The sequence below is a fragment of the uncultured Winogradskyella sp. genome, assembly GCF_947496485.1.
In the GTDB taxonomy this organism is placed as follows: Bacteria; Bacteroidota; Bacteroidia; order Flavobacteriales; family Flavobacteriaceae; genus Winogradskyella.
Map to the genome: position 1 here is coordinate 1,200,986 of NZ_CANMCZ010000001.1, position 11,971 is coordinate 1,212,956.

Sequence of the window (11,971 nt, forward strand, 5' to 3'; positions counted from 1 at the left end):
TTCCCGAATTAAGATTGAACCGTTTTAAATTGATTTCTGTAGATGTCTTTTGCTTTTTGTAAGCATTTATACTTCTGGTTTTTTGCAACTTTTTCAGTTTTAAATTGCATGACCTCAGCAATGGCTTTAAAAGACATTTTATTGAGGTAAAACCGTTGAAGTAATTGTTGACATCGTTCTCCTAATTCGCTAAAAGCGCGCTCTGCTGTTTGATATTTCTTTTCTTCTAAAACAGCATCTAAAATGGAAACTTCTTCCGCTTTTAAATTGTGTAATTCTTGTTTAGAAAATTGTTTTTGATTGTCTTTCCATACAAATCGAGATACGGAATATAAATACGTATAAAATGAAGATGTTAGCTTAAATTCAGATTTTTCAAGATTCCGATTTAAAATGATAAGTGACTCTTGAAACACATCATTAGCATCTGCTTTTGTGCCGCCTTTAGAAAGAATCAGTTTTTCAATACGAGGATAGAGTTTGTATAATTCCCAGAACGCTTTGTTGCGCTTACCATTTTTAAAAAGTACCATTATTTTGTCGTCGCTCATAAGAGTGGTTTATCTATTAATGGTCATTTTTTAAAAAGGTCACCTATTTTTTTAAAATTTAAGAGCTATACTCTGAATTTATTTTAGATTTGTGGCTTAATTTATAAAAAAAACGATTATGAAATTAAAACCTTTACTACTTATTAACTTATTACTATTAATTTTTTCGTGTTCTAATGAAAGTTTAAATACCGATGATGGTGAAGGTGAAAATCAAGATGATGTTTTAATAAAACAAATTAACTACAGTATTGTAGACGAAGATGTGGAATTCACAATAGCATTTAATTATAATGACACTAACTTAACCAGTATTATTGATTCTGCATCTGACTTAAGTGGAGATTACTCAGCAACTTTTGAGTATGCTAATAATAATTTGGTACGAGTTAACTTTCTAGATGATACTGACTTGGAAGAATATGTGATTTTAACATATAACTCTGAAGGTTTACTAACAGAGTTTACAAATTATTTGTTTGATATCGATGGAGAAAATATTGCTATAAAACATATGTTAACTTATGATGAAAATAACTCAAATGTAAGTTTAGAACTATTTAGAGGTGATTTCTCTTCTCAAACAGAAAATATTGGAATAACGAACTATACCATAACAAATGGAAATATAACAGAAATAAGCCATAATAGTGGTGATACAGTAAGTTTTCAATATGATTCTAAAAATAGTGCTTATAAAAACATTTATAGTATTAACACTATAGCGTTGATAATGAATGAATCTGAAAATGGTTTTGAGATGATTTTTGGATCTGGTAATAATGTTACCCAAAAAATTGATGATCAAGGAGATTTTGTAGATACTGAAACAACTTCATATACCTATAATTCTGATGACTACCCAAATACAGCGATGTATTTTTATGATGGAGAATTAGACTCTAATATTGAGTTTATATACGAATAAGGTTTACCTCTTTTTATAATAGTTTTAAAAGCCTCTTAAATTTAAGAGGCTTTTAAAATAATATCTCAAGGATAACAGAGTTCTAACTTAAACTCTACTTAAACCCGCGTTCCTTCTGAATATGCTCATAAGCAGCTTGTACTTGCCTAAACTTCTCCTCAGCGCCTTCTTGATGTTCTTTACCTAAATGCCCAACACGATCTGGATGGTATTTTTTAGCCATTTTTCGATATGCTTTTTTCACTTCATCATCAGAAACCGATTTATCAATCTCTAAAACTTTATAAGCATTGTTAGTACTATTGTAGAACATTGCTTTAATACTTTCATAGTCTTTATTACTAATTCCTAAATAACCTGTTATGGTATATATCTGTCGTAATTCATCTTCAGTAACGTGTCCATCTGCTTTTGCAATTCCGAATAAGAAATGAAGTAATTGTAATCTTGAGGCATGATCCATCATTTGCTTAATCTGCAAACAAACCTGTCTAGTCGATATATTTTGTTTTGATATGCGTTTGAATAATTCAAAAGCTTTATTCGCTCTATCCTTACCATACATGTTTCTAAATTGTTGACGTACAAAATCGAGTTCGCGCTGGTCTTGCTTACCATCTGCTTTAATAACAATTGAGGCTAATATTAGTAAGCTGACTTCAAAATCACCAGATTGTGTTTGTGGTCTTTGTCTTCTTGATTGTGTTTTTCTTTGTTGATAAGGATTTTGCCGCTGACGACTCCTTCCTGTTTGACGTTCACCTAATAAAGGTGTTCCGTCACCAGCCAAATTATCGACAAAACTGCCAATTGCTAACCCTATTATAGCACCTATTGGACCACCAAACGACCATCCTATAGCACCACCAATCCATTTTGCAAAACTCATGTGTTGTTTTATTTATTGTAAAATTCAAATATACTACTTGTTAGTATATATTCTTTGATTTTTGTTACCATTGAAAACTAAAATACCACCATTTAAACTGCCTACTAAAGTCTAAAGACTGCCTACTATTTTTCCCTATCTTTGTAACTCAAATAAGATTAATTAAAAATTAAAAAGATATGTATCCAGCAGAATTAGTAAAACCAATGCGTGAGGATTTAACCAACGTAGGTTTTGAAGAATTACATACAGTAGAAGCTGTAGATAATGCCATTGCCAAAGAAGGTACAACTTTAGTGGTTGTGAATTCAGTTTGTGGTTGTGCAGCGGCAAATGCCAGACCAGGAGCTCGTATGAGTTTGCAGAATGCTAAGCGACCAACTAATTTGGTCACTGTTTTTGCAGGTGTAGATAAAGAAGCTACTGATAAGGCAAGAGAATTTATGATTCCTTTTCCACCAAGCTCACCAAGTATGGCTTTATTTAAAGATGGGGAATTAGTACATATGTTGGAGCGCCATCATATAGAGGGTCGTCCTGCAGAATTGATTGCAGAAAATCTCATGGATGCTTATAATGAGCATTGCTAGTACACGTCATTACGAGGAATAAAATGACGTAGTAATCTCTCTAATTGAACAGATTGCCACAGTTGACCTAAAAGTGAACTTCGCAATGACAGAATTTTTAGAATTTAAACCACGATTTTAATCGTGGTTTTTTATTTTTATGCCATGCAAAAACTACTAGCCTATCCACTTACAGTTCTATATTTTGTCTGCTTTGGTTTAACCTTAGTTGTTTTTCATCCTATACAATGGTTATGTTTTAACATGTTTGGTTACAAAGCACATAAAATCAGTGTAGATTGGTTACAGTTTTTTTTAATGCGATGTCTTAATGTTTTAGGTACGCGATTCACATTTAACAATCCTCACAATATCACTACTGACAAGCCTTTAATTATTGTCTCAAATCACCAAAGCATGTACGATATATCACCAATTATGTGGTATATGCGTAAACATCATGTAAAATTTGTTGCAAAACAAGAACTAGGAAAAGGTATCCCAAGTGTGTCGTATAATTTACGGCATGGAGGTTCGGTTTTAATTGATCGAAAAAATCCTCGTCAAGCATTACCAGCGATGATGGAATTTGGTGAATATATTGAACACAATAAAAGAGCCGCAGTTATTTTTCCTGAAGGGACAAGGAGCAAAGATGGTACTCCTAAACCATTTAAAACCAAAGGGCTCGAAATATTAATGAAAAAAGCACCCTCAGCATTAATCGTCCCTGTAACGGTCAATAATTCCTGGAAAATGTTACGGTATGGAAAATTTCCGATGGGAATAGGAAATCATATTAAATTTACAGTGCATAAGCCCCTAGAAATTGCTAAATTTACGGATAAGGTAGACTTAATTCAACAGGTTGAAAAAACTGTAGTTGAAGCTATCGCTAAATAACCCTTAATTAAACCATCAAATATGTCGTTGAAAAATGTGAGGTTAGAAGTGATGCAGCATCTCGAAAAAGATGTGGAATCTCTTATCGAAAAATACTTAATTCCTGTTGAAAACATTTGGCAACCGACTGATTTTTTACCAGACTCTACAAAAGAATCGTTCTACGAAGAAGTAAGAGAAATTAGAGAATTGTCTAAGGAATTAGACTATGATTTTTGGGTGGTCTTAGTGGGCGATATGATTACTGAAGAAGCATTACCAAGTTATGAATCTTGGCTTATGGATGTAGAAGGTATTGACCAAGTTGAACGAAACGGCTGGTCAAAGTGGATAAGACAATGGACAGGTGAAGAAAATAGACATGGCGATGTCCTCAATAAGTATTTGTACCTCTCTGGACGTGTAAATATGAAAGAAATAGAAAAAACCACACAACATTTAATTAACGATGGTTTTGATATTGGCACCGACAGAGATCCTTATAAAAACTTTGTTTATACAAGTTTTCAAGAATTAGCTACCTACGTTTCTCATAATCGTGTGGCCAAAATTGCTAAAGCAAAAGGTAATAAACGATTGGCTAAAATGTGTAAGATTATTTCTGGGGATGAGATGCGTCACCATCATGCCTATTCAGAATTTGTAGAGCGTATTTTTGCTGTAGATCCGAGCCAGATGATGATGGCATTTCATGATATGATGAAACGCAAAATCGCTATGCCAGCTCATTTCTTAAGAGAATCTAGAGATAAAATAGGCACTGCTTTCGAAGAATTTTCTAACACTGCCCAACGCATAGGTGTTTATACGTCTAACGACTATGTAGATATTCTTCAAAAGTTAATTGACCGTTGGGATATTGGCAATATTAACGGATTAAACGAAGAGGCTGAAAAAGCCAGAGATTATTTAATGAAATTACCTCCTAGAATGTATCGTTTATCTGAACGTATTAAAATTCCTGAAAATTCATTTCAGTTTAAGTGGGTAGATCCTGCATAAACAGTTTAGCATGAAGGTATCCGAATCTAATAGCATCATTGAAGCTACGATCAACTTTGTAAAAAGTGAACTTAAAAACGTGGAAGGTGGTCATGACTGGTTTCATATAGAGCGTGTTTACAAAAACACTCTATTGATTGCCAAAAACGAGCCTGTAGATATCACAGTGGTTTCTTTGGCTGCTCTACTACATGATATTGCTGATTCTAAATTTAATGATGGTGATGAAGCGATTGGGCCAAGAGTAGCCAGTGAATTTCTTCTAAAACATAATGTAGATAGTGAAATCATAGAACATGTTACACAGATTATTGAAAACATGTCTTTTAAAAACTCATTTGATTTGAATCCTTCATTTACGTCTAAAGAAATGGAAGTTGTACAAGACGCTGATAGACTTGATGCTATTGGTGCCATTGGTATTGCACGCTGTTTTAACTATGGTGGTTTTAAAAATAGCGCTCTTTATGATCCTGAAATTGAGCCTAACCTAAACATGACTAAAGCTGAATATAAAGCTGCAAAGACACCAACAATTAATCATTTTTACGAAAAACTATTGTTGTTGAAAGATCAGATGAACACTAAAACAGGAAAACGGATTGCTTTAGAACGTCATAAATATATGGAAGGTTTTTTAAAGCAGTTTTATGCTGAATGGAAAGGTGAAAAATAAAATTAATTAGTTCTCTTTTGCCACCTCTAAAGCAGTCAATTTATATTCTATAACTGCCATTTCTTCTCCGTAGTTAATTATCTCATCCGCAGTTAAATTACAATTAGAGTTTACAGCATCTATAATATCTTGACCTTTTTTAGTGTAATACGCAATTGCAATTTCTATTTTATCTTCCATACAAAGTAAAATTTAACTATTGCACCATCAACTTTAGCTCACCTCTATACTTAGAAGCACTTTTTCCCGCAAATTCTTTGAATAACTTATTAAAATGCGAAAAATTATTAAAACCACATTCAAAACTCACATCCGTAATACTCATTTGACTTTCTGAAAGTAGTTTGGTTGCATGTACAATACGATATTCATTAACGAGCTTAGTAAATGTTTTTCCTGTTACTTTTTTAAAATAACGACAAAACGCAGGTACCGTCATGCTCACCTTCTCTGCAATCTCGTCTAAACTAATATGTTCTTTAAAATTTTCATTGACATGTTTAAAAACAATATCAATTTTAGCGCTGTCTTGTGGCTCAGTTTCAAATGCAAATCCATCTGCATTAAGTAATGAGTAATCTTCAGATTTTGCTAAACCATGTAAAATTTCCAACAGAATCAATATCTTTTTAAAACCTTCTTTTTCGTTTAACTTTTCAATTTTGGGCCCTAATTTCTGTTTTGTTTTCACTCCAAAGAGGATGCCCTTTTTAGAACGCTCAAATAATTGGTTAATTTTTCCCATTTCAGGAATGTCAAAAAAATGTTCCCCTAAAAACTCTGGTTTAAACTGTACCAAAGTTTCAGAACCATTGATAGTTAAACGATCTGTAAAACCATTGTGTGGTAAGTTAGAACCAATAAGCAATAACTGACTGTTATTAAAATAAGATAAATGATTACCTATATGACGTTTTCCTCGTCCTTTATTTACATAAACCAATTCAATTTCTGGATGAAAATGCCAAAATGGTTTGGTTTCATCATTGAAAGCATCCATTTTATGGTTCTTTACTAATAATGAACTCCCAAACTCTGGACTTATCTTTTCTAATGTAGGTTTTCTTGTTTTCATAATAGACTTATAATTACAAAGTTAAGTGTATTTTGAATTCAAATCTATGTGTAATTACCAAAAAAGTACACTATTTTAACCATATATACTATTTTAACTTTGAATAAGGTTAATTATGCACATAAACATACCAAAATCCTTGTTTTACAAAAGCTTAAGTCACTATACATTTGTAGTGTTAAATCATTTAAACTGATAATTAAAAATTGTCATTAATAACTAAAAACTAAATAGGCAAGTTTTAAGTTTCAGTGTAACCCAAAAAATGAAACATTATGAAAACATTATTTAAAAACATTTTAGTATTAGTTGTTATGTCTGTAACATTCAACAACTACGCAAATGCAACATTAGAAGTTTTACCTACTTTTAATAATGTAAAAAAAGGAAACTCTATCACTGTAACTGATGCCACTGGTGCAGTTATATTTAGCGGTAGAATAAATTTTGATGGTAATATTAGTCGTCTTTACGATTTTTCACAATTAAAAGATGGTCTATATAGTATAGAAGTTAATAAAGACTATGTAATTGAAATTAGCGCAGTAGAGGTAAAAAACAATAGTGTTTATTTTATAGAACATAAAAATATAAAGGTTTTTAAACCCGTTTTTAGAATCTTTGAGGATAGCATTATAATTTCAAAATTAGCCTTAGATACACCAGAAATGGAAGTTAAGCTTTACTATGAGGACGAATTAATCTACTCAGAAACTGTAAAAGGAAAAGAGATATTAAATAGAGCTTACAAAATAGATAAAACGATAAAAGGTGAATATTCTGTAATCGTTAAAACTAATGACAGAGTATACGTTGAAAACTTTAGAATATAGATTGTTGTTTATATATTAGTTTTTTATTTAGTGAAAAGTGGGCTTATAATAGCCCACTTTTTTTGTTTAAAAAAAATATAATCTTATTTATAATTTTATTAAAATCAAATAATAGCTCCATACGATACTTCATTATTACAAATACAATTCTGACTTATAGATACGTCCTTTTAAAATGAGTTTATTGCAAAACAGAATGTATAAAAGTATTTCACAAATACTAATCTTAAAAACATAGAGACTATAGCGGATTAACACCAATATATACTATTTTAACCTATTGGTATTTCTAGAGCGACTATATGGTTAATTTTGCATATAAATATGCCAAAATGGTTGTTTTCTTAAGCTTTGATGCGCTATACATTTGTACTCATAATCACTTAACCTGATTTTATTATGAAAAAACTATTTAAAAAAATTTTAGTATTAGCTGTAGTGTTCGGAACATATACAAGCTACGCCAGCGAAGTTTTGGAAGTTACATCAACTTATAACTACGTAGAAAAAGGAAGTCAAATTTCTGTAACTGATGCTTCTGGAGAAATTATCTACAGTGGCGAGATTAAACATAACGGTAACCTAACAACCCTTTTTGATTTTAGTCAATTAAAAGATGGTAAATATACTGTAGAAGTTACCAAAGGTTTTGAAATTGAAATCAATTCTATTGAAGTCAAAGATCATACGGTTTCTATAAATACTGATAAACAAATCATTTTTAAACCTGTTGTTAGAAATCGAAATAATCAAGTTTTAATTTCAAAATTAACTTTAGATTCAAATACAATGAAAGTAGAGCTCTATTTTGAAGGGGAATTAATTCATTCGGAAACTGTAGAGGGAAATAACGTATTAAATCGTGTGTACAAACTAGATGAAACACTTAAAGGTCATTACACAGCCAAAATTGAGTCTAACGACAGAGTGTTTATCGAAAACTTTAGAATATAGATTGTTGTTTATATATTAGTTTATTAGTGAAAAGTGGGCCCTTATCAAAGCCCACTTTTTTTGTTTAAAAGAGTTTCATTTGGCCAACTTTATACTGCTCATGAAGCTCTGTGTTTAATCTCGGCATTGTTTTATCCTTAAAATATTTTAGTCTTGCCAATGCAACTAAATCATTAATTTGTTTGGCAATTTGTCCTTCGCCTCGCATTCTAATTCCATATCTACTTTCATTTAATTTACCACCATGACAATTTTCTATTTGGTGTAATACCTTATCAGCTCTGTCTGGCAAAGTCTTTCTTATCCAATCAGTAAAAATCTCACCAATTGCTCCATTTAATCTTACAATCGTATGTGCAATACTTAATGCTCCAGCTTCTGAAACAGATTTTGCAAGTGGTAAAATTTCATGACTATTAATGGATGGAATTATTGGTGCCAACATTACATTTACAGGAATTCCATTCTCACTCAACTCTTTTATAACTTTTAGCCTTCGTTTTATAGTTGCAGTTCTAGGTTCTAAAATTCGTCTAGTGTCTTCAGATAATGAAGTAATTGAAACATTTACTGATATTAAATTATCCTGAGCAAGATCTTTAAGCAAATCCAAATCTCTTAGAATTAAAGCATTTTTAGTGATAATAGCCGTTGGATGTTTGTATTTCAGAAATACTTCTAGACATTGTCTGGTTAGTTGAAATTTTCGCTCTGCTGGTTGATAACAATCAGTATTACCAGACATTACTATGGGATGCGCTTTCCAGCTTTTCTTTTTTAAATGGGTTTCTAAAAGTTCTGGAGCTGTTTTCTTTACTAAAATTCGACGTTCAAAATCTAAACCAGCACTGTAACCCCAAAATTCATGGCTATTACGCGCATAGCAATAAATACAACCATGTTCACAGCCTTGATACATATTCATGGAATAGGCCATACCAACATCTGGGCTCGTTACTTTATTGACTATAGTCTTAGGAAAAACATTAAGGTATTGTGTCTTGTTCTTATCAGCAATTTCACCTTCTTTTTGGCAAAATTCCAAGAAATCGTCTCGCATTTCGTAAGACAACTCAAAGAACCTGTTGTGCGTGTTTTGTTGGGCACCTCTTCCTATTATGGTTGATTTGGGATTTATCATACCATAAAATTAGTATGAAATGAACGTGAGTGTGGCTACAGGTTGTAGTTTTAACCTAATACGTTATTCTCAAGGTTTTGTGGGAAGAGTTGTGTTATTTTATCAAACCAAAAGTAATAAGTTTTGATATAAAAGATTCTATTTTCCAGGAAAATCGGCCTTACGCTTTTCTAAAAACGCAGTAGTACCTTCAACAAAATCTTCAGTACCAAAGCATTTCCCAAATTGCTTGATTTCTACTTTGTAGCCATCTTTTCCGTCTCTATAGTTGGCATTTATTGCCTTTATAGCTTTACCAATGGCAACTAAAGAATTGCGCATAATCTTACTCGCAATTTTTTCTGATAGTGGCAATAGTTCTTCTTGCTCAACTACATGGTTTACTAGGCCATAATTTAAAGCTTGGTTGGCATCAATCATACCAGCAGTCATTACCATTTCCATAGCTCTACCTTTACCAACTAGCTGCGGTAAACGTTGTGTGCCTCCATAACCAGGAATAACACCTAGAGACGTTTCTGGTAAGCCCATTTTAGCATTAGTACTCGCTATCCTAAAGTGACAAGCCATCGCTAATTCTAGACCTCCACCTAGAGCAAAACCGTTAACAGCTGCAATAACTGGTGTACTTAGGTTTTCTACAAAATCGAACAATAAGGCCTGTCCTTGTGCTGCTAATTTACCTCCTTCGTTGATATTAAAATCTGCAAACTCACTAATGTCTGCACCCGCAACAAAAGCTTTTTCTCCGCTCCCTGTAATAATAATGACTTTTGTATCAGCATCCTCATTGGCCTCATCAAAAGCGTCATGCAGTTCTTGAATTGTGTCTTTGTTTAAGGCATTTAGCTTATTTGGTCTGTTGATCGTTATGGTTGTAATTCCGTTTGAGGTTTGAGATAATATGTTTTCGTAGTTCATTAAAAATTATTTAATTAGAGACCTTTTTACTTCGCTCAAGGTAACAGCTAGTTTCTTTCTTGAGGGTTATTCCTTCGGAAAAGTAACAGTAAATGTTGTTCCTATTCCTTGTTGAGACACAAAGGTAATACTTCCATTATAAGTTTCTACAATGTTTTTTACCATGGCCAAGCCTAGTCCCATACCACTTGATTTGGTTGTGAATTTTGGTTCAAAAACTCTAGATTTATTCTCTTCAGAAATACCAGAACCGTTGTCTTTAACAGTTATATTGATCATATCACCTTCGCTAAAAACACGAACTTCTATTTTCGGATTTCCTGAACCTTCTGGTATAGCTTGAATTCCATTTTTTACTAGATTAGTAACAACTCTTATGAGTTGTGTTCTATCGAATTTTGCAATAAGTTCCTCATCCTCTGGATAGAACGTTATATAGTCCTCATTAAAAATATCGAGTGCTAACTTTACTATATGTGCAACATTTAGTACTTCTTTCTTTTGAGCTGGCATTTTTGCAAAATTCGAAAATGCCGAAGCTATAGAACTCATTGTGTCTATTTGCTGAATTAATGTATTGCTATACTCTTCAACTTTTTGATGAATGTTTTCGTCATTAGGATCAAATTTTCGCTGAAAACTTTGCACACTCAATCGCATTGGTGTCAATGGATTTTTAATCTCATGAGCCACCTGCTTGGCCATTTCTCTCCAAGCTTGTTCTCTTTCACTAGTTGCCAATTTCACCGCACTATCTTCTAGCTCATCAATCATGCTGTTATAAGAATTTACAAGTGTTTCAATCTCGTCACTAGAGGAATCAATTTCAATTTTCTTATTGCGTTTTTCAAGTCGTGTTTCGATCATTTTATCACTAATTGTTTTTAGTGATTTAGTAATATATTTTAAAATGAAATATGCGAATATTATTGCAACCAGAATCATCGCTAAATAGGCGTAACCTAAACGCCTTAAAAACTGATTTAATTCTTTGTTGAAAAAATCATCATCTTCTAAGTATGGTAGGTTTAAAATGGCTATATTCTTAAACTTTTCATCAGTTATGTATGTGTATGATGATTGAAACGTTTGTCCGTTTTCCTGATTTTTAACGACATATCGATGCTCTACAGTATTAGCCAATGCATTTAGAATTTCTGCATCTAAACATATTTCCGTAGTATCTCTATATATAGTACGTTTTGAACTTTTTAATAACTGCCCATCTAAATCGTATAGAATAATTTTTTGGTTATGAATAGCGTCTATATCAAATATTTCGTCTTTAAAAATTAGAGGAATATTCTGAGTGGTAACAGGATAAGTAGTTTCTCTAATCGTAAAACTAATACTGCGTCTTATAGCTTTTTCCTTTCGCTCTAAACGTTCTTTGTGATAATCTTTTGCTTCTTCGTTGTACTGATAAATAGTAACTGCTGCTATTAAAATTGAAGCCAATAATACTAATAGTATCATAGCTACAAATATTCTTGCTCTTAAGGACAGTCTTTTTATTTTCATTGAGCTAA

14 protein-coding genes are annotated in these 11,971 nt (G+C 32.2%); 7 read left to right on the forward strand and 7 right to left on the reverse strand.

The features are described 5' to 3' along the window. Nucleotides 1–8: 8 nt before the first annotated feature. Nucleotides 9–551, reverse strand: coding sequence for a sigma-70 family RNA polymerase sigma factor (locus Q0822_RS05080; RefSeq protein WP_299120983.1), 543 nt, complete (start codon nucleotides 549–551; stop codon nucleotides 9–11). Between the two features lie 118 nt (nucleotides 552–669). On the opposite strand from Q0822_RS05080, the gene Q0822_RS05085 reads away from it, so the two are divergent. After that, nucleotides 670–1,479, forward strand: coding sequence for a hypothetical protein (locus tag Q0822_RS05085; RefSeq protein WP_299120986.1), 810 nt, complete (start codon nucleotides 670–672; stop codon nucleotides 1,477–1,479). Between the two features lie 94 nt (nucleotides 1,480–1,573). Here Q0822_RS05085 and Q0822_RS05090 read toward each other — a convergent pair whose 3' ends face one another. Continuing rightward, entirely contained in the window at nucleotides 1,574–2,368 is a 795-nt protein-coding gene (locus Q0822_RS05090) for a TerB family tellurite resistance protein (protein ID WP_299120989.1), read from the reverse strand. A 179-nt stretch (nucleotides 2,369–2,547) separates the two neighbouring features. Here Q0822_RS05090 and Q0822_RS05095 point away from each other — a divergent pair, with 179 nt between their 5' ends. The 4 genes from Q0822_RS05095 (at nucleotide 2,548) to Q0822_RS05110 (ending at nucleotide 5,518) form a co-directional block, all read left to right on the forward strand. Then, nucleotides 2,548–2,958 carry a BrxA/BrxB family bacilliredoxin gene (locus Q0822_RS05095; protein ID WP_299120991.1) on the forward strand — a complete coding sequence of 137 codons (411 nt, stop codon included), beginning with the start codon at nucleotides 2,548–2,550 and terminating at the stop codon, nucleotides 2,956–2,958. Nucleotides 2,959–3,102: 144 nt separating this feature from the next. Then, entirely contained in the window at nucleotides 3,103–3,840 is a 738-nt protein-coding gene (locus Q0822_RS05100) for a lysophospholipid acyltransferase family protein (RefSeq protein ID WP_299120993.1), read from the forward strand. Between the two features lie 21 nt (nucleotides 3,841–3,861). Beyond that, complete coding sequence (locus Q0822_RS05105) at nucleotides 3,862–4,842, forward strand: acyl-ACP desaturase (protein WP_299120995.1); 981 nt, start codon at nucleotides 3,862–3,864, stop codon at nucleotides 4,840–4,842. A 10-nt stretch (nucleotides 4,843–4,852) separates the two neighbouring features. Continuing rightward, nucleotides 4,853–5,518, forward strand: a complete 666-nt coding sequence (locus Q0822_RS05110; protein WP_299120999.1) for an HD domain-containing protein — start codon at nucleotides 4,853–4,855, stop codon at nucleotides 5,516–5,518. A gap of 6 nt (nucleotides 5,519–5,524) precedes the next feature. Here Q0822_RS05110 and Q0822_RS05115 read toward each other — a convergent pair whose 3' ends face one another. Then, nucleotides 5,525–5,698 (reverse strand): hypothetical protein, encoded by a 174-nt coding sequence (locus Q0822_RS05115; RefSeq protein WP_299121002.1) that lies wholly within the window; start codon nucleotides 5,696–5,698, stop codon nucleotides 5,525–5,527. Nucleotides 5,699–5,714: 16 nt separating this feature from the next. Then, a complete protein-coding gene (locus Q0822_RS05120; protein ID WP_299121005.1) occupies nucleotides 5,715–6,593 on the reverse strand; it encodes an AraC family transcriptional regulator in 879 nt (292 codons plus the stop codon). Between the two features lie 275 nt (nucleotides 6,594–6,868). Here Q0822_RS05120 and Q0822_RS05125 point away from each other — a divergent pair, with 275 nt between their 5' ends. Further along, a complete protein-coding gene (locus Q0822_RS05125) occupies nucleotides 6,869–7,426 on the forward strand; it encodes a hypothetical protein (RefSeq protein WP_299121007.1) in 558 nt (185 codons plus the stop codon). 399 nt (nucleotides 7,427–7,825) lie between these two features. Continuing rightward, nucleotides 7,826–8,380: a hypothetical protein gene (locus Q0822_RS05130; protein ID WP_299121009.1), complete on the forward strand. Its 555-nt coding sequence runs from the start codon at nucleotides 7,826–7,828 to the stop codon at nucleotides 8,378–8,380. Nucleotides 8,381–8,444: 64 nt separating this feature from the next. On the opposite strand, the gene Q0822_RS05135 is transcribed toward Q0822_RS05130, so the two are convergent. From Q0822_RS05135 to Q0822_RS05145, 3 genes are all read right to left on the reverse strand, one after another. Continuing rightward, nucleotides 8,445–9,518 (reverse strand): PA0069 family radical SAM protein, encoded by a 1,074-nt coding sequence (locus tag Q0822_RS05135; RefSeq protein WP_299122262.1) that lies wholly within the window; start codon nucleotides 9,516–9,518, stop codon nucleotides 8,445–8,447. Between the two features lie 141 nt (nucleotides 9,519–9,659). Continuing rightward, nucleotides 9,660–10,442, reverse strand: a complete 783-nt coding sequence (locus Q0822_RS05140; protein WP_299121011.1) for an enoyl-CoA hydratase-related protein — start codon at nucleotides 10,440–10,442, stop codon at nucleotides 9,660–9,662. A 66-nt stretch (nucleotides 10,443–10,508) separates the two neighbouring features. Continuing rightward, nucleotides 10,509–11,963, reverse strand: coding sequence for a HAMP domain-containing sensor histidine kinase (locus Q0822_RS05145; RefSeq protein WP_299121013.1), 1,455 nt, complete (start codon nucleotides 11,961–11,963; stop codon nucleotides 10,509–10,511). Nucleotides 11,964–11,971 lie beyond the last annotated feature (8 nt).

Bases quoted from the DNA above. Each gene is read 5' to 3' on its own strand.
- Q0822_RS05080 (WP_299120983.1), bottom strand. From the start codon at position 551: ATGAGCGACGACAAAATAATGGTACTTTTTAAAAATGGTAAGCGCAAC.
- Q0822_RS05085 (WP_299120986.1), top strand. From the start codon at position 670: ATGAAATTAAAACCTTTACTACTTATTAACTTATTACTATTAATTTTT.
- Q0822_RS05090 (WP_299120989.1), bottom strand. From the start codon at position 2,368: ATGAGTTTTGCAAAATGGATTGGTGGTGCTATAGGATGGTCGTTTGGT.
- Q0822_RS05095 (WP_299120991.1), top strand. From the start codon at position 2,548: ATGTATCCAGCAGAATTAGTAAAACCAATGCGTGAGGATTTAACCAAC.
- Q0822_RS05100 (WP_299120993.1), top strand. From the start codon at position 3,103: ATGCAAAAACTACTAGCCTATCCACTTACAGTTCTATATTTTGTCTGC.
- Q0822_RS05105 (WP_299120995.1), top strand. From the start codon at position 3,862: ATGTCGTTGAAAAATGTGAGGTTAGAAGTGATGCAGCATCTCGAAAAA.
- Q0822_RS05110 (WP_299120999.1), top strand. From the start codon at position 4,853: ATGAAGGTATCCGAATCTAATAGCATCATTGAAGCTACGATCAACTTT.
- Q0822_RS05115 (WP_299121002.1), bottom strand. From the start codon at position 5,698: ATGGAAGATAAAATAGAAATTGCAATTGCGTATTACACTAAAAAAGGT.
- Q0822_RS05120 (WP_299121005.1), bottom strand. From the start codon at position 6,593: ATGAAAACAAGAAAACCTACATTAGAAAAGATAAGTCCAGAGTTTGGG.
- Q0822_RS05125 (WP_299121007.1), top strand. From the start codon at position 6,869: ATGAAAACATTATTTAAAAACATTTTAGTATTAGTTGTTATGTCTGTA.
- Q0822_RS05130 (WP_299121009.1), top strand. From the start codon at position 7,826: ATGAAAAAACTATTTAAAAAAATTTTAGTATTAGCTGTAGTGTTCGGA.
- Q0822_RS05140 (WP_299121011.1), bottom strand. From the start codon at position 10,442: ATGAACTACGAAAACATATTATCTCAAACCTCAAACGGAATTACAACC.
- Q0822_RS05145 (WP_299121013.1), bottom strand. From the start codon at position 11,963: ATGAAAATAAAAAGACTGTCCTTAAGAGCAAGAATATTTGTAGCTATG.